Raw genomic sequence first — 16913 nt, forward strand, 5'->3', positions numbered from 1 at the left:
GGATTCTCGATCAGTATCGCGGCCAACACCGGCCCGGGTGGCCGAGGACCACGTGCTGGGGAGTCACCTCCAACTCCCCGCACAGCAGGTCCAGTACATCGAGTGCACCCGTGGCCAGCTCCAGATGGACCGCGATCGGTGCGCCCGTCCGCCCGTGGTCCCGATGCCTGCCGTCAGCTCCGCGACGAAGAGGTCGGCCAGGTCGTCCCGGACACGGTCGAGCAACTCCGGTGTGTAGTGCGCTGCTTGGTGCAGACCGGTGGCCGCCACCACATGGCTGCCCGTCGAACGGGCCGGCGCCGCGAGCGTGTCGGCCCTGCGCGCGCCCCATCCCGTGCGGCGTCCACTGCACCACCGACCGGCCCCCGAGACCCCGGAAGTCGCGCAGCCGCTCGGCCGCTCGCCCGCGGTCGTCCAGCTCCCGGCCCGGCAGGACCGGGCTGCGCAGAAGGAGATGCCGTGGGCGTCGCACACGCCCAACTCCCCGGCAGGGATGTCGCCGAGGACCTGCCAACCGTGGCTACCACTGCCTTCCCTCGCCGAGCCGCTCACGCTCCGGCATGGACAGATGCAGCACCTCGTAGTGCTCTCCGGGCGCCTCGGGGGCGTCGTGCTCCCAGAGCGTGAAGTGGAGCAGCTCCCAGTGGCGGGGGTCGACGGCCAGCGCCGTGGCGACCGTGCCGGGGGCCTTCGCCCGCGTCCCGCTCTCCACCAGCGCGGCCTCGACCGCTTCCGCCGGGGCCATCGAGGCCGGGATGGGTACGCGGTGGCGGGTCGCCGTGCGGGGGAGTGCCGCCGCAGCAGGGCCTTCCGCGTACGACAGACCGCTCCAGTGCTGCACCTCGGGACGGCCGAAGTCATCGACGATGCCCTGGAATCCGGGCCCCCGGAGGAACGCGTTCATGCCCTCGGAAGCCGTCCACAGGTACAGCGGCGCGTACTGATTGACCGGTGAGTGCGTGCCGCGCTCGCGTACCAAATACGCCTTGATGCCCAGGCCGGGGAAGGTGTCGAGGAGGTGGCCCCTGGTTGCGACGCGGGTACGGATGATCCCCATGTCGTAGTCGGCGGGCAGGGTGATCTCGTACTGCATGGCATGCATCGCGTAATCCTCAGGCAGTAGTGGTGCGTGGGAGAGGTCAGGCGGAGCCGGTGCGCGGGGCGAGCAGCGAGAGCAGGCCCCTGACGCCCGCGTCGAAGGCCGCGGTGGAGCCCGAGGCGCGAGCCAGCACATAGCCGCCCTGCACCGTCGCGACCACCGTCGCCGCTATCTCGTCCGGGTTCAGCGAGCGGTCGAACTCGCCCCGGTCCAGGCCCTGCTGGACGATCTCGCCGAGCCGTCCGCACAGCCAGCCGATCGTCTCGTCGACGGGTGCGCGCAGCTTGTCGCTGGCGACGACATCCGGGTCCATCGTCAGCCGGCCGACCGGGCAACCGCGCAGCACGTCGCGCTCGCGCAGGAGATATGCCGAGATCCGTTCGTACGCCGATCCCGGGCCGCCCAGCACCAGTTCGGCGGTGGCCCGCAGCTCCGCCGCCGTGCGGACGATGGCGGCGAGCGCCAGATCGGGTTTGCCCGCGAAGTGGTGGTACATGCTGCCCTGGCCGGCGCCCGCGTGCTGCTGGATGGCCTTCGGGCTCGTGCCCACATAACCGCGCTCCCACAGAAGCTCGCGGGTGGCTTCGATCAGACGGTCCGGAGTGCTCATGAGGCCACTGTACATACTAGTAGGTACAGGGCTCCAGGGATCTTGCCCGGTCAGCGGGAGCAGCTGCCCGAAGGCCGCGTACTCCCACGGGGGTACGCATACGGCCGCTCGCCGTACGACGACTCGGACGCCCTCCCGGAGCCAGGCTCGTCAGCGACAGAACAACAGCACAACAGAACCCCGCAACGAGGGAGCTGACCGAGATGAACACCCTGGCGTACTCCGGTGGACCCGGACCGTGGATCCTCTTCTTCCCGCTGATCTGGGCGGCCGTCGTCGTCACCGTTGTCACCGTGCTGCGCCGTACCGGCCGGCGCGGTGGCCGACCTGGCCCCTGGGGCCCGCGCACCGCGCACGGCGCTCCAGGTGTCCCCGGCGAACAGTCGCCCATCACCCTGCTCGGCCGCCGGTTCGCGGCGGGCGAGATCGACGAGGACGAGTACTGGCGACGGCTCTCCGTGCTGGACGAGCAGTTCGGCCGAACCGGTCGGGGAGATGCGGCATGACCACCACGGTCAGCTCGACCGCCACCTTTACCGCCGCCCGCGTCGTCGACGCCGCGAAGATCTACGGCACCGGCGACAATCACCGCGGGACGCACGAGGAGCGGGGTGCCTCCGGGCGCCCCGCTCCTCGTGCGTCCCTGATACGGGACAGCCCTCAGCCCACCGCGGCGGACCGGGCGTCGGTGTGGGCCACCTTCTCCAGGGACGGGGTGTCGACATCGCCGAACGGACCGTCGGTCGTCGCCCCGTACACCGAGTGCCGCCGCACCGCGGCGAACAGGGAGGGGGCCGGAAGGGTGAACCAGACGACCTTCCCGGCCCGGCCCCGCGGCCGGACCCCCCAGCTCTCGCTGACCGCGGCGATCAGGGCCAGCCCGCGCCCCGATGTGCTGGACGCGTCGGCCTCGCGCACGGTCGGCAGCCGCGGGTCGTGGTCGTGGACGGAGACAGTCAGGCGTTCGAGCAGGAACTCGATCTCTACGGTGCACGTTTTGTCCGGCTGTGCATGCCGGTGGACATTGGTCAGCAGTTCGGTGACGCCCAGCGCCGCCTGGTCGATCAGAGGGTCCAGATGCCAGTAGCGCAATTGCGCCGAGACGATTCTGCGGACCTGACCGATCCGCGACGGCAGTGCCTGGAGCTCCACCGTGCAGTGCCTGCTTGGCTCGCTGATCACGGCTGCGACTCCCCGAAATAGGTCCGGAAGAAGACGGCGGAACGGAATCGGCGGAAAGCCGGCTGCCGTTCCCGGGCCGGCGGACTGGATCGCAGTGTCACCGCCGGTGAACCATGAGTGACGTGTGTCCAATGTCGCTCAGGGGTAACGGCTCCGCAACTTGCGGTGTCCGGGTGGCTCCGCTCCGTCAGCACCGCTGTGTCGACCCTGCGATATCGGCTGTCCGAGGCCGGCCCGTGATGTCAGTCCAGTCGGGCGCCCGCACTGCGCAGTGCCTCGAGGAACCGGTGCGACGGTCCCGCTCGGTCCCGCCCGTGATCGCGCTGTCCCATCGTCAGCCGGTAGCGCGTCCCGTTGAATCGCGCCACCGCCGAGTCCGCGCCGGCGAGCCAGGGCCTGCCCGCGCTGACCACCCCCACCGGGGCGCTGTCGATCTCCCGGCCGTAGCTGGTCAGCAGTGCCACCCGGCCGTCCTTCACGATCACCTGCCCGGCTCTCGTGAGCGAGCGGGCCCATCGTTCGATCCGTACCCCCGTCGCGCTGAACTCCGCTTCCGTCATGACTGCTTCACCCCCTTCGTCATGCTTCCGACGGCAAGTCTGCATGTGGCTCGGCCGGTGCGCCAGACCGTGTCGGGGTCGGATGTCGCATTTGCGCCAGGGCGGTCGGCGGCCGTCCGGGCCACCGAGGCCAAGGCAGGGCTATGGATCCCCAAAGTCAATGTTCGTGCAGGTAGGGGGCATATCGTTGATGTGCAGAGTCCGGGGGTCCGGGGGGTCCGGCAGTCCGGTGACGACGAGCAGGAGTGTGCTGATGGACACCAATGGGCACAGGCTTGACGGCCAGGTCGTGGCGACCGTCGACGTCGACCGCACCGACCACGAGTACCGGGCCTGGCTGAACGAGGCCGTGCGGAAGGTCCAGGCCGACGCCAACCGCTCTGCCGACACGCATCTGCTGCGCTTCCCGCTGGCTGAGGCCTGGGGGATCGACCTCTACCTCAAGGACGAGTCGACGCACCCGACGGGCAGCCTCAAGCACCGGCTGGCCCGCTCGCTCTTCCTCTACGGGCTCTGCAACGGCTGGATCCGGCCGGGCAAGCCGGTGATCGAGGCGTCCAGCGGCTCGACGGCCGTCTCGGAGGCGTACTTCGCGAAGCTGATCGGGGTGCCGTTCATCGCGGTGATGCCCCGCACCACCAGCCCCGAGAAGTGCCGGCTGATCGAATTCCACGGCGGCCAGTGCCACTTCGTCGACGACGCCCAGAAGCTGTACGAGGAGTCGGCCAGGCTCGCCGCCGAAACCGGCGGTCACTACATGGACCAGTTCACCTACGCCGAGCGGGCCACCGACTGGCGCGGCAACAACAACATCGCCGAGTCGATCTACCAGCAACTGAGGCTGGAGCGCTACCCGGAACCCACCTGGATCGTCGCCACTGCCGGTACCGGCGGCACCTCCGCGACCATCGCCCGCTATGTGCACTACATGCAGTACGACACCCGGATCTGTGTGCCCGACCCGGAGAACTCCTGCTTCTTCGACGGCTGGACCCACCACAATGCCCTCGCCACCAGCGACTGCGGTTCACGCATCGAAGGAATCGGCCGGCCTCGGATGGAACCCAGCTTCGTGCCCGGCGCCATCGACCGGATGATGAAGGTGCCGGACGCGGCCAGTGTCGCCACCGTACGCGCCCTGGAGCAGGCCATCGGCCGCAAGGCGGGCGGTTCCACCGGCACCGGGCTGTGGAGCGCGTTCAAGCTCGTCGCCGAAATGCTGGCACAGGGCCGCACCGGCAGCGTCGTCACGCTGCTCTGCGACCCGGGCGACCGCTACCTCGACAAGTACTACTCCGACAGCTGGCTCGCCGGACAGGGCCTCGACGTCGCCCCGTACGCCGCGACGATCGAACGGTTCCTGGCCACTGGCATCTGGCCCCGCTGAAGCCCGCCCCTCACCCGCGATCCGAGCCTTCAGGCGGAGGTGGCGGCGAGCCGCTCGTCGAGATTGCGCACCGCGTCCCGGAACGCCCGGGCCAGCCCGGCCCGGCCCAGCCGCAGGGTGAACCGGAACGGCGCCGGCCCGTCGGCGGCGAAGGTCCACTGCACCCTCGTGCCCGTCCCGGTCGCGGCCGGGGAGAGCCGCCACTCCTCCAACAGGGCTTGCAGGGCGATTGCGTTGGTCTCGTCGACCCGGTACGCGTACCGCTCGCCCGGCTCCTTCGCGAGAACCGTCTCCTGGAACACGGTGCCGCCCTTGAGCCGGATCTCGCGGCCCGCACCGGCTGCGGTGGGGCGGGCAGCCGTCACCGCGGTGAACCAGGACGGCCAGCCCTCGACATCCTCGGCGAGCGCCCGGTACACCACCTCGGGAGGTGCGGAGACCTCGGCGGCGAACACCAGCCGCAGCGGAGCGACCGGGACGAAGTCGAGGTCCACGGAGCGGAGTCGACGTGCCATGGAACGCACCTCCCGTGCGATCGGCAGCGGACGCACCCCGTCCGCGAGGGGCCACACCATATCTGCCACACCATCAGATGTCCGCACCGGTACGTGCTGCAGCTACGGCCGCACCGGGACTTCCAGGAGACCGTCCAGTACCCGGCGGAAGATCCGGCGGCCCGCGCCGGAGATCAGGGCGTCTCCCCACTGCGGCAGCAGCCGGATGCGAAGCTCCTCCACCCACACCACATGCGATCCGCACTCCGCCGGATACACGTCGATCGAGGCCCGGCCCAGCACCACGGAACCGCGTTTCTCCAGCCGGCAGAGCCCGGCCCGGCCGGCCGCGGGCGGTGTCCAGCGCACCACTTCCATCGGATCGTCGAACCCCAGCGGGCCCACGCCCGTACGGGCCACGAAGACGGTCCCGATTCCGGTGGGAAGCCCCGTCGGGACGCTGATCCGGGTCAGCGGGACATGCACGGCGTGCTGTTCCCAGTCGGTCACCCGGCGCCACGACTCGGCGGCGGGAAGGGGAGTGAATCGCTCGATCCGGAAGACGGCCACAGCACGATCCTAGGACGTGACGGGCACGGCGCGCGCAGAGCGGAACGTGTGGCTCGGCTCTGCGCCGCCCATTCCCTAGCTGTCGGAGGGCTCGTCCTCGGCGGTCCCGCCCGCCACCACCAGGCCCGGCAGGTGCTCCTCGATCTCCTCGCGGGCCTGCGCCGACAGACCGGAATCGGTGACGAGGGTGTCCACCTGCTCCAGCGTTGCGAACGAACTCAGGCCCACGGTGCCCCACTTGGTGTGGTCGGCGACGACCACCACCTGCCGCGCGGAGTGCACGAAGCGCCGGTTGGTCTCGGCCTCCGCCAGATTCGGCGTCGACAGCCCGGCCTCGACCGAGATCCCGTGCACGCCGAGGAACAGCACGTCGAAGTGGAGCGAACCGATCGCCTGATCGGCGACCGGGCCGACCAGGGAGTCCGACGGAGTCCGTACTCCACCGGTGAGCACCACCGTGGCGGCCCCGGCCCGCGGTCCGCCCGTCGCCGCCGAACGCTGCGCGGTGTGGAACACATCGGCGACCCGCACCGAGTTCGTCACCACCGTCAACTCCGGTACGTCCAGCAGATGCTGGGCAAGCGCATACGTGGTCGTGCCACCGGAGAGCGCGATCGCGCTGCCGGGCACGGCCATGGTCGCGGCCACCCGTGCGATGTCCTCCTTGGCGGTCAGCTCCAGCGTCGACTTCACCTCGAAGCCGGGCTCGTGCGTGCTCGCCTCGACGACCGGCACCGCGCCGCCGTGCACCTTCTCGATGACACCCTGGCGGGCCAGTGCGTCCAGATCCCGGCGGACGGTCATGTCGGAGACGCTGAGCTTGCGGGTCAGCTCATTGACCCTGACCCCGCCGCGCCTGCGCACCTCGTCGAGGATCAGGGCGCGCCGCTGCTCCGCGAGGAGGTTCTGATTCTCGCTCAACGCCGGGTCCGGTCCTTCCCTCTCGCCTGTAGCAGGCTGGCCGTCTGTCGGACGGGGTCATCCTGCCACGCAGCTCCGTCCGGCGCCGCACTGGGGAGATTCGGTGAGACAGGTGCCACCGCGGCCGCTGTTCCGCGATTCTGGTGACTGCGCATCAGCGCACCGCCCGGAACGTCGCGAGAGCGAGAGAGCGAGTCACCCACGTGCCCCCTGTCACCCAGGCCCCGCAGAGCACGGGGGCCGCGCTGGAACTGCTCGTCCATGGCGTCGGCGGAGCCACTCCCCAGGGCATGCTCGACGATCCGCGTATCGCCAGGGTCACCGGTGACGCGACGGCGGCCATCTACCGTCGCACCGGGGACATCGACGCCGAGCAGCACCCCGAGCGGTACCGGGATCGGCCCATCGAAGAGGCCTACTGCTGGTCCAACCTCACCTCCGGCAACGGTTCCCGCGCGCTCTGGCTCCTGCTGCTCCCGTTCATGGTGGTCAACCTGGCCCACTGGATGCGGCCCACCGCCAAGGGCCGCACCCGCGCGGTGCGGCTGTACGGCGTGCTCGTCCGGCTCGTCGCCCTCAGCCTCACCGTGCTGCTCACCGCGGCGGCCTGCGAGGTCGCGCTCGATCTGGTGGCCTGGCAGTGCGCGGGCGTGCCCGACTGCTCGAACCGGCGGTCCTGGCTCGGCTTCCTGTCGACGGCGCAGGGCGGCTGGTGGTCGCAGCCGGGCCGCCGGCTCGCGCTCGCGGCCCTGGTGCCCACCGCGCTGGTGGGGCTGCTCTGGTACCTGTCCAACCGGACCTGGAGCGCGTACGAGTCGCAGCGCCCGCTCACCGGCGCCGAGCCTGACGACAACGCTCCTGACGAAGACGTTCTGGACGACGTTCCGGCCGACCCTCCCAGCGGTCGTTCCGGCGGCCCCTCCGTCGGCGGGATCGACGCCACCTCCATCCCCGTCGTCCGCCCCGCCCTCGGCCGCCCCGGCTTCTGGTACGGCCGGCGGCTGGTCGCCCGGCTCCGGGCCGCGCACACCGCCGCCGGGTTCCTGACCGTGGCGGCCTCCGTCGCGGGCGCCGCCGCCCGGCACGACCGCGTCGTCGGCGGCCCCGTGCCCGACCTCCTCGGCCGGCTGCTCGAGACAATGCTCGTGCTGGGCACGCTTGTTGTGCTCTGGGTGGTCTGCCGACGCGGCCGCAGCGAGCGGCGGATCGACAACCGGCTCGACCGCGCCGTCATCAGCTGTCTGCCGGGCGCCGCCCTCGCCCTGCTCGCCCTCGCCGCCGTGTACGCCGCCTGGTCCCGCCCCGGCTGGGTCTCCGCGGGCTCGCTCCCCGGAGACGTCACGTTCCGTGTCCTCACCGTCGGCCAGGGCGCCCTCGTGGTCGCGCTCACGGTGGTGGCGCTCGGCCTGTACCGCCGGACGCCCGAGCCGCGTACGGTCCTGTACGGACTCGGTGGCCCCGCGGTCGCGATGCTCGCCTGCGCCCTCGGCGGCGTCATGTCCGGCGGGGTCGCCCAGCGCGTCGCCGACTGGCTCGACGGCTCCGGCACCCCCGGCATGGGGCGGGCGTCCGTCATCGACGGGCCGCCGGTGCTGCTCAGCTGGCAGGCCTCCGTCATCCCCGTGCTCCTGGTGCTGTTGCTGGTTCCCGCCGTCGTACTGGGTGTACGCACCTGGCTCGCCGCCCGCGCCCTGGAACCGGAGGTCGACCGGGAGTACGGGCAGAAGCGGCCGGACGCCGCCCGGACCCGGCAGATCGCCAGGATCCGGGCCACGGCCGCGCTGACCGACTCCGCGCCCTGGCTGCTCGGCCTGGTCTCCGGCGCCACTCTGCTGCTCGGCGCGGGGGCCGTCGCCGGCGCGTGGGCGAGCGGAGAGGTGCCGGGACTGGCGCTGGACGGCGCCGGCCCGTTCATCGAATCGGTGGCGGAAGCGGCCCAGTCGACCGGATCGTGGATGGTCGGTTTCGGCTTCATCCTCTTCGTCACCTGGGGGCGGCGGGCCTACCGCGATGCTTCCGCCCGCCGCACCATCGGCATCCTCTGGGACGTCGGTACGTTCTGGCCGCGCGCCGCTCACCCGTTCGCGCCGCCGTGCTACGCCGAGCGTGCCGTCCCCGACCTGGCGTCCCGGATGTCCGGCTGGACCGGCCGCACCCGCGGCAGGCTCGTCATCTCCGGCCACTCGCAGGGCAGCGTCCTCGCGGCGTCCGCGGTCTGGCAGCTACCCGCAGAGACCCGGAAGCGGGTTGCCCTGCTCACCTACGGTTCGCCGATCGAGCGGTTGTACGGGCGCTGGTTCCCGGCCTACTTCGGTCCCGGACCGCTGCACGGACTGCACCGGTCCGTGCACTGCTGGCGCAATCTGTGGCGGGCCACCGACCCGATCGGCGGCCGGGTCCGGCTCGACGACGGGTCCGAGCCCGAGGTGGACCGGGGGCCGCTGCGGGACCCGCTGGTCTACGGGCGTACCCAGGAACATCCACTGCCCGAACCGGTGCTGGGTCACTCGGACTACCAGGCCGACCCGGTCTTCGCCGAGGAGCGGGCCGCGCTGCTCGCCCGGCTCGGTCCGCTCCTGCCCCGCCAGGCCGACGGGGGCTCCGGCGAGACTCAGGGGAGCTCCGGCAGGTCCTCCGGGTAGAGCAGGGTGAGGTCGTCCGTGCTCGGCTCGGCGAGCTGGGCGACCCGGCCCGCATGCCGTTCGACCATCGACTCGAAGGTCTGGCGGGCCGTGCGGCCGTTGCCGAAGGCGGGGCCCTTGGGCAGCTCGGTGAAGTACTTCAGCAGTGCATCCCCGGTGCCCTCGGCCAGGCTGTACTCGTGCTCCTCGGCCTGCTGCTCGACGATCCGCAGCAGTTCGGCGGGCTCGTAGTCGCTGAAGGTGATGGTCCGTGAGAAACGGGACGCCACACCGGGGTTGACGGTGAGGAACCGCTCCATCTCGTGGGTGTAGCCGGCGACGATGACGACCACCGCGTCCCGGTGATCCTCCATCAGCTTCACGAGCGTGTCGATCGCCTCGCGGCCGAAGTCCCGGCCCGAGTCCTCGGGCGACAGGGCGTACGCCTCGTCGACGAACAGCACGCCACCGCGCGCCCGGTCGAAGGCCTCCTGGGTACGGATGGCGGTCGAGCCGATGTGCTCGCCGACCAGATCGACCCGGGACACCTCGACGAGATGCCCGCGCTCCAGCACGCCCAGCGAGGCGAGGATCTCGCCGTACAGCCGGGCCACGGTGGTCTTGCCGGTACCGGGGGAGCCGGTGAAGACGAGATGGCGCCGCACCGAAGCGGCCTTGAGCCCGGCCTCCAGACGGCGGCGGCCCACCTCGATCATGTCCGTGAGGGCCCGCACCTCGCGCTTGACGCTGTCCAGGCCCACCAGCGCGTCCAGTTCGCCGAGAACGGCGCCCGACGTACGCACCGGCTCGGCGGGCACGTCGATCACGGCGGGCGCGGCCGCACGCTGCGTGGGTACCGCACCGAGCACCCCGGGGGCGGCCTCGGTCGCCGTCAGCACCGTGGGCGGCGGGGGAGGGGGAGTGCGCAGCCCGCTCTCGTCGCTGGTGCAGTCCTCCACTACCGGGCCCGCCCCCTGACCGTCGCCGTGCGAGCCGCCTTCGGCGAATTCGTAGCCCCCGCGGGCACACCGCTCCGTGCGGCACCGGGTGAGCGTCGTACGGCAGCCGTCCATCACATGGAAGCCGTATCCGTCGCTTCCGGTGACCCGGCAGCTGTGGAACGTCCCGCGGCCCTCGGCCGAGACATAGAAACCGGCCTCGGCGGGCGACGTGACCGTGCAGCGCTCGATGGTCGGGTCGGCGCCCTTGGTGACGATGACGCCGGTCTGCGCCGCGTCGATGGTGCAGTTGTTCAGCGTGCCACCGCTGCCGTGGTCACGGAACCAGGCGCCGGTCGACGCCTCCCGGATCCGGCAGTCGTCGAGCTGTGCGGTCGCCCCGTCGCTCACCGACACCGCCGTGTTGCGGACCTGGGTGAGATCGCTGTCGACGACATCGGCGCGCGAACCCCGGTCGAGGACGAAGATCGCGTCCGGCACGTCGTGGACCCGGCAGGAGTCCAGTATCACGGTCGCCCCGTCGCTCACCCAGACCGCCGGGTAGTCACCCGTACTGTCGTGGATCTCGCACTGGTTGGCGTCGACCCGGGTGCCCGGGTCCCACACGGAGAGGCCGTTGCGGCCGAAACGGCGCACCGTGGACCGGGTCAGCGTGAGGACCGAACGGGAACGCAGATCCACCGCGTTCTCCGGGATGTCATGGATGTCGCAGTCGGCGAGCGTCAGCACCGCATCCGTGTCGAGCGTGACCCCGTCCGACGAAGTGCGGTGCACCGTGCAGTCGGTGAGATGGGCGGTGGCGCGGGCTGTCACCTGTATCCCGCTGCCCTTGATCTCGTACACCTCGCAGCCGACCCCCTCCAGAGCGCTGCCCTCACCGGTGACACTCAGCCCCGCACCCGAGGCGTGGTGGATGCGGCAGCGCTCCAGCCGCGGATGCGCACCATTGCGCACCGAGACCCCGGCCTGTCCGGCCGCGACGATCTCGCACTCCTCGAACACCCCGCCCGCACCGTCGAGTACGGCGATGCCGACCCCGGCGGGGTTGTCGACCGTGCAGCGGCGCACGGTTGGGCGGGCCGCGCCGCGCACCTCGATCCCGGCGGCGGACCGCGTCACGATCCGCAGATCCGTCAGTTCCGGAGTGCCGTCCTCGATGAGGAGCGCGGGGGCCGCCGAGTCCTGGCCCTCCACATGCAGGTCCTGGACGACGGCGGAGGCGCGGAGCGTCAGCGGTACGCCGTCGACCGGCGCGATCCGTACGGAGCCGACGGAGCCCTCCGGGCCGCGCAGCGTCACCGCGCGGTGCAGGACCAGATTCTCCCGGTAGGTGCCCGGCGCGACGGTGAGGACATCACCGTCCGCCGCGGCCTCCAGGGCTGCGGTGAGGGAGGCGTATTCGCCAGTGCGGCGCCGCCACCGCGATGTGCCGGTGTGCGTCACCTGGACCGTGCCCTGTGCCATGGCGCTGCTGTGCCCCCACCTCGTGCGTGTGCGATGCCCTGACCACCGGTCTCGCGGCAGCGGTCATTCCGGGTCCGCCCGCCGAAGAGGCGGGCGGGCCGGTCCACCGTAGCGCGCGCGGAGGGCGGGAGTTGACGCGATCAGCAGCTCGTCAGCTGCCGGTGCCCGTCCTGCCCCAGTCGGGACCGGCCTCCGCCCATGCCCGGTCGAGTTCTGCGTACCGCCGTTGCACCATGCGCCATACGACCAGACGTCGCCCGGCCTCGACCAGACCGACGCCGATCAGCGTCACCCCGAACCCGGCCAGCGCCGCATGCGTGCGGGCCGTCGCCGCGTCCATGGGGCGCGGCGCCGGGTGGCCCTGCGGATCCGTCCAGATCCGCACCCGGGCGCCGGGGTCCGTGACCCGGGAGGAGGTCACCACCGTGCCCCTGAGGGGTGTGCCGTCCGGGGCCTTCCAGCGGGCCAGCACCGACGTCTGTGTGGCACGCTCCGAGTACACCTCGGGATCGGTGACCAGGTGCCGCGCCCCCGGCGCCCGGCGCACCACGACCGCCGTCGTGGCATGGCGCTGCGTCTGCTGGAACCGCACCGACTGCTGCAGGACGTCGTCGGTGAGCGCCCCGCACAGCCAGCCGAGCGCCGGCGCCGCCAGCACCATCAACAGCAGTGCGACCAGAGCCACCCATGCCTCGCGCCGATCGGTGGCGCGGCGCAGGGGATTGTGTCTCCAACGCCAGACTCCCGATACCGCTCGCACAGTTCTGCACCCCCTTCCGCATCCGTCATAACCTGATACGGCAAAGTTCGCGCGCTGGAGCAGCGAAGAGAGAGCTACTTCACCCCGTCCAACGCACGGGCGACCCCGGTGAGTTCCCCCTCGACCGGTCCGTGGTGAGCAGGGTGATGAGACGGCCGCCCAGTGCCGTGCGCGGCTGCTGACGTGGTGCGACGGCCCGGTCCGCGGCGGCGGACGGCATCCGGCGGCGGTCGCCGTCGAGTCCCCATGGCTCGACGGCGCGCTGACTGGATGCATGGGTACAGCACGCAGTGCGGAAGGACGCATGCGCGCATCCTGCCGGTCCCCGGACAGGCCCGTGTGCGGCGGGTCGCTCCGGCTCGGTACGCCTTGCTCCGTACCTCCGGCTCAGTACCCCCGGCCCTGGTACGGGCGGTTGTACGGGTCCTCGTAGGGAGAGGGCGTGGGCGCGGGCCGCGGCGACGCCGGACGCATCGACTCGTACCCGGTACTCGGCGCGGGGCGCTGCTGCTGGGGCTGAGGCGCCTGGTAGCCGCCACGCATCCCGGTCGGCTGCTGCGGGATGTACGGCGCCGGGGCGTGCTGCAGATGAGCCGGCTGCATCGGCGCGTAACCCTGCTGCTGTGCGGCCATCGGCTGCGGGTAGCCGTACGACGGGCTGGGCTGGGACGGCGCCGCGGGAAGAGCAGGGAGCGCCGCCGGGAGCGCCGGCAGGTAGCTGTGGCCGCTGTCATAGGCGGCAGGCACTCGGATCGGGGCGATCTGAGGGGTACCCCGCTCCGCGACCAGGGAGTCGTAGATCGGAGTGTCGGGGAACGACGGTGCGGCGTAGTAGCCGCCGCCGTAGGTGGAGCGGGGGGAGGTCATGGAACATAAGTTAAGCCCACGATGTGCTGGTTGGGGAGCCCGATAAGAGGGTTGGTTTACGAGATGTGAGTGAACCAGGATCCCCAATGCGAGCGAACTTGGGAAAAAAGGGCGCCCGAGCGCGTTGGAATCGTGTAAAGGGCGAGTTCACGGGGGGTTACCGGCGGATCGCCGGACGGGGTTGGTCATCGCTGTGGGCTCCGCAAGGGAGGGCGGATTAGGTTGGCCCGGGAAAGACTTCGGCAGCCGTACTCGCGATGGGGGCGAGCATGACCATGCTAAAGGGAACCAATGTTCCGGTGGCGGCTCAGGCCGTGCGGGTCGAATTGGGGTGGCGTGCCACGCCGGGCGCACCGGACGTCGATGGATCGGCGCTCCTGCTCGTGTCGGGAAAGGTACGCAGCGACGCGGACTTCGTCTTTTACAACCAGCCGGTGCACGCCTCGGGCGCGGTACGTCACGAGGGCAGACGGAGCGTGGCCGACGGCGTCACGGACAGCCTCGCGGTGGACCTGGAGCGGGTGGAGCCCGACATCGATCGCGTCGTCCTGGCCGCCTCGGCGGACGGTGGCACCTTCGGGCAGGTGACGGGACTCCACGTACGGATCATGGACGCGTCGGACGGCACCGAGCTCGCGCGCTTCGACAGTGCCGACGCGACGGTGGAGACCGCGTTCATTCTCGGTGAGCTGTACCGACGGCAGGGGGCCTGGAAATTCCGGGCCGTGGGCCAGGGGTACAGCAGCGGTCTCGAAGGTCTCGCAACGGACTTCGGTATTTCCGTCGACGAACCACAACAGCCCCAGCAACCTCAGCAAGGGCAGCAGCCTCAGTCGCCTCAACCGGCGACGCGAGTCGACCTGCCGCCACCGCCACAGGTGTCCCCCGGGCAGTACCCCCAGTCCCCGCCTGCCGCCCCGATGGCACCACCCGCACCGCCGACACCCCCTCCCGCCCCGCCGGTCGCTCAGCCCGTCCGGCTGACCAAGGTGACGCTCACCAAGGAAGCGCCCTCGGTCTCCCTCGCCAAGCAGGGCGGCACTTCGGGAGCCATGCGCGTCAATCTCAACTGGCAGGTGCGCAAACAGTTCACGGGCTGGGGCAGCAAACTCGGCAGAGCCATCGCCAACCACGCGGACCTCGATCTTGATCTCTGCGCCCTCTACGAACTGACCGACGGCAGGAAGGGAGTTGTCCAGGCACTCGGAAACGCCTTCGGCGCTCTCGGACAGCCCCCTTATATCCATCTCGACGGAGACGACCGCACCGGCGCCGTCTCCACCGGCGAGAACCTGACCATCAACCTTGATCACAAGGATCGGCTCCGCCGCGTCCTGATCTTCGTCACCATCTATGAAGGCGCCCGGAGTTTCGCCGATCTGCACGCGACCGTCACCCTGCAGCCGCAGCACGGCGCCGCGATCGACTTCTCGCTCGACGAATGCACCGTCCCCTCCACGGTCTGCGCGCTCGCACTCATCACCAACAACGGCGGAGACCTCACCGTGCAGCGCGAAGCCCGCTATCTCGTACCCGAGCGCGGGGTGAGCCCGCAGCGCACCGTCGACTACGCCTACGGGTGGGGGATGAACTGGACACCCGGCCGTAAATGACCGTTCCTAACCAGCGTGCATGAGTGAGTCTTGGGCCCACTGCTGCGTGCTGCGCGCATCCCGAACGGTGTTGGATGCGCTGGTCCCCCGCTTTCGCTTCCCGCTCGGTGACGGCCCTCCAGGGGGCCGGTCCGTTGTGGGTGGGCGGGTTCCCTCACGCCCCCGGTCACCTGGTGCGGCCTGGGCGGTCCGATGCCCCGCACGATCACTCCGGTGGTGTGGGGGCGGTGCCGTCCGACGCCGGACCGGGTGTCCGAGGGCGCGTCTCCCGATCGCGATGCCCGCGGCATCGTGACGGGACATCTTTCGGTGTGGGGTGGTCAGTGGTTTCTGCCAGTGCTGGGCTCCCCACCTGCTGGTGTAGGCGGGGTCGACCGCGACAATGCTCAGGCCCTGTTCGGCGGCCATGGACACCAGCCGGGCCTTGAGCTTGCCGGTGGGGATGCCGGAGATGAGCTGCCGGAACCGCTTCTGACGGCCGTGCTTCTCGCGGGTTTTCTCGTTGGTGAAGTCGAGGTCTTCGATGCCGATCGCGGCGACACCGACCCGCACCGCCCAGTTGATCAGGCAGGTCAGGGCGTGGCGGATCTGTGCGTCGCGGTGCGTGGTGGTCCCGGACAGGTCGTAGCCGAAGCGGTGCGGCTCGCCGACCGGGTTGCCGTGCCGGTCGAGCCGGTAGGCGGCGAAGTGGTCCGCGTTGGTGTCGACGCCGATCATGCCCCGGGCGCGGGCGGTTTCCAGCGGGATGGTTTTCACGGCGGGGCGTTGCCAGGATGCGGTGAGGTACCAGCGTCCGCGCTCCGTGTCGAGGTGGATGCGGTAGGCGACGGCCCGGTTGGCTTCGATGCGGTCGGCCCACTCCTGGCCCCGGTGCGCGAACGCCACGGTGGCGGTGAGGGTGTACCGGCCGTGCCGGGTGTTGGCCAGGTGCGCGAGCGGGGCAGGCAGTCTGATGGACACTTCGCCGTCCGGGGTGACGCGGATCGTCTCGTTCCCGAACCGCTTGCCCGACTCACCATGGGCAGCGAGGAACCAGCGTTCCGCTTCCCAGCGTTCCCGCCACTGCTCCTCGGGGAGACCGGCCTGGGCGAGGTGGTGGCGGGTGTTCAGGAGACGTTTACCGCCCCGCACCACCCGGACCCGTCCGGCCTGCCAGTCGGCGACAGCCGCCGTGTGCCGCGCCGTAAGTGTTGCGAGACGCCGGGATTTGCGAAACCACTCGTTCTTCGACCGATAGCCACCCGCAGCCCGCTTCGTTCCGGGCTCCCCGACCGGGAGGGACAGGCGGTGCCGCAGCATCTTGATCCCGGCATCCAGCTTCCGGATATACGCCGCCTGGCAACGCCGCGCCAGCGCCCACTGATCGTGCGTTGCCTTGGTGATCGCACCCGCGATCCGCGACGACGACACCCCAGTCAGCTCCCCGCTTACGCGACGCCCAGGTGTCCGCACCGTGCTCCAGACCGTCCACACAGCGAGCCCTGAGATCACGGGACGCCAGCGCACCCTGATGCTCACCGACCGCACGCAGCACCCTCTCGTCCTGGGCGGTCAGGTGCTTGAGACGGTCCCGGACCGCCACCCCGCAAGGCCCGGGCACCACAAAGGGGGCCGTCAGCTCCCGCAAGGTACCCACCACATCACCCCCCTCAGGCCGGACACCTGCCACCCAGCCCAACGAGCAACGGCCGCCAAGGTCACCCATTCGGCCCCAGAACTCCCGTTCCCACCTCCGCAAACCCACCGGCAGAACTCACTCCCGCACGCCACCACTCACTTCGGCTCAGTAAACCGGCAGCAGCTCAC

At 70.8% G+C, this 16913-nt stretch carries 14 protein-coding genes and 2 pseudogenes; 4 read left to right on the forward strand and 12 right to left on the reverse strand.

Annotated features, from left to right (window positions below; translation table 11 throughout):
- Positions 1 to 28: 28 nt before the first annotated feature.
- The 3 genes and pseudogenes from OHA88_RS38675 to OHA88_RS38685 form a co-directional block, all read right to left on the reverse strand.
- Positions 29 to 552 (reverse strand): annotated as a pseudogene (locus OHA88_RS38675) (phosphotriesterase); the annotation flags it as partial.
- On the reverse strand, positions 521 to 1102 hold the full coding sequence (locus OHA88_RS38680; protein WP_328628944.1) for a DUF4865 family protein: 582 nt from the start codon (positions 1100 to 1102) through the stop codon (positions 521 to 523). The gene OHA88_RS38680 and the pseudogene OHA88_RS38675, both read right to left, overlap by 32 nt.
- Positions 1103 to 1139: 37 nt before the next feature.
- The gene (locus OHA88_RS38685; protein ID WP_328628945.1) at positions 1140 to 1709 is read right to left on the reverse strand and encodes a TetR/AcrR family transcriptional regulator; all 570 of its coding nucleotides are present in this window, start codon (positions 1707 to 1709) and stop codon (positions 1140 to 1142) included.
- 203 nt (positions 1710 to 1912) lie between these two features.
- Between OHA88_RS38685 and OHA88_RS38690 the strand changes: the two genes are divergently transcribed.
- Complete coding sequence (locus OHA88_RS38690; protein WP_328628946.1) at positions 1913 to 2215, forward strand: SHOCT domain-containing protein; 303 nt, start codon at positions 1913 to 1915, stop codon at positions 2213 to 2215.
- A gap of 154 nt (positions 2216 to 2369) precedes the next feature.
- Here the strand turns inward: OHA88_RS38690 and OHA88_RS38695 are convergent, their stop codons facing one another.
- A complete protein-coding gene (locus OHA88_RS38695) occupies positions 2370 to 2891 on the reverse strand; it encodes an ATP-binding protein (protein ID WP_328628947.1) in 522 nt (173 codons plus the stop codon).
- 242 nt (positions 2892 to 3133) lie between these two features.
- Positions 3134 to 3451: a hypothetical protein gene (locus OHA88_RS38700; protein ID WP_328628948.1), complete on the reverse strand. Its 318-nt coding sequence runs from the start codon at positions 3449 to 3451 to the stop codon at positions 3134 to 3136.
- Positions 3452 to 3704: 253 nt separating this feature from the next.
- On the opposite strand from OHA88_RS38700, the gene OHA88_RS38705 reads away from it, so the two are divergent.
- Positions 3705 to 4838, forward strand: coding sequence for a PLP-dependent cysteine synthase family protein (locus OHA88_RS38705; RefSeq protein ID WP_328628949.1), 1134 nt, complete (start codon positions 3705 to 3707; stop codon positions 4836 to 4838).
- Positions 4839 to 4867: 29 nt separating this feature from the next.
- Here the strand turns inward: OHA88_RS38705 and OHA88_RS38710 are convergent, their stop codons facing one another.
- The 3 genes from OHA88_RS38710 to OHA88_RS38720 all read right to left on the reverse strand — a co-directional run bounded on the left by OHA88_RS38710 (position 4868) and on the right by OHA88_RS38720 (position 6823).
- Positions 4868 to 5353 carry an SRPBCC family protein gene (locus tag OHA88_RS38710; RefSeq protein WP_328628950.1) on the reverse strand — a complete coding sequence of 162 codons (486 nt, stop codon included), beginning with the start codon at positions 5351 to 5353 and terminating at the stop codon, positions 4868 to 4870.
- A 102-nt stretch (positions 5354 to 5455) separates the two neighbouring features.
- A complete protein-coding gene (locus OHA88_RS38715) occupies positions 5456 to 5902 on the reverse strand; it encodes an SRPBCC family protein (protein ID WP_326601996.1) in 447 nt (148 codons plus the stop codon).
- Between the two features lie 75 nt (positions 5903 to 5977).
- On the reverse strand, positions 5978 to 6823 hold the full coding sequence (locus OHA88_RS38720) for a DeoR/GlpR family DNA-binding transcription regulator (protein WP_328628951.1): 846 nt from the start codon (positions 6821 to 6823) through the stop codon (positions 5978 to 5980).
- A gap of 290 nt (positions 6824 to 7113) precedes the next feature.
- On the opposite strand from OHA88_RS38720, the gene OHA88_RS38725 reads away from it, so the two are divergent.
- Positions 7114 to 9465 carry a hypothetical protein gene (locus OHA88_RS38725; protein WP_443044392.1) on the forward strand — a complete coding sequence of 784 codons (2352 nt, stop codon included), beginning with the start codon at positions 7114 to 7116 and terminating at the stop codon, positions 9463 to 9465.
- On the opposite strand, the gene OHA88_RS38730 is transcribed toward OHA88_RS38725, so the two are convergent.
- The 3 genes from OHA88_RS38730 to OHA88_RS38740 all read right to left on the reverse strand — a co-directional run bounded on the left by OHA88_RS38730 (position 9435) and on the right by OHA88_RS38740 (position 13494).
- Entirely contained in the window at positions 9435 to 11867 is a 2433-nt protein-coding gene (locus tag OHA88_RS38730; RefSeq protein ID WP_326632573.1) for a right-handed parallel beta-helix repeat-containing protein, read from the reverse strand. The genes OHA88_RS38725 and OHA88_RS38730 overlap by 31 nt on opposite strands.
- A gap of 151 nt (positions 11868 to 12018) precedes the next feature.
- Positions 12019 to 12627 (reverse strand): Rv1733c family protein, encoded by a 609-nt coding sequence (locus OHA88_RS38735; protein ID WP_425901248.1) that lies wholly within the window; start codon positions 12625 to 12627, stop codon positions 12019 to 12021.
- 387 nt (positions 12628 to 13014) lie between these two features.
- Entirely contained in the window at positions 13015 to 13494 is a 480-nt protein-coding gene (locus OHA88_RS38740) for a DUF6643 family protein (protein ID WP_328628953.1), read from the reverse strand.
- 257 nt (positions 13495 to 13751) lie between these two features.
- On the opposite strand from OHA88_RS38740, the gene OHA88_RS38745 reads away from it, so the two are divergent.
- Complete coding sequence (locus OHA88_RS38745) at positions 13752 to 15107, forward strand: TerD family protein (RefSeq protein WP_328628954.1); 1356 nt, start codon at positions 13752 to 13754, stop codon at positions 15105 to 15107.
- Positions 15108 to 15113: 6 nt separating this feature from the next.
- Here the strand turns inward: OHA88_RS38745 and OHA88_RS38750 are convergent.
- Positions 15114 to 16743: pseudogene (locus OHA88_RS38750) on the reverse strand (IS200/IS605 family accessory protein TnpB-related protein).
- Positions 16744 to 16913: the final 170 nt, after the last annotated feature.

It is taken from the genome of Streptomyces sp. NBC_00353 (assembly GCF_036108815.1).
Taxonomy (GTDB): domain Bacteria; phylum Actinomycetota; class Actinomycetes; order Streptomycetales; family Streptomycetaceae; genus Streptomyces.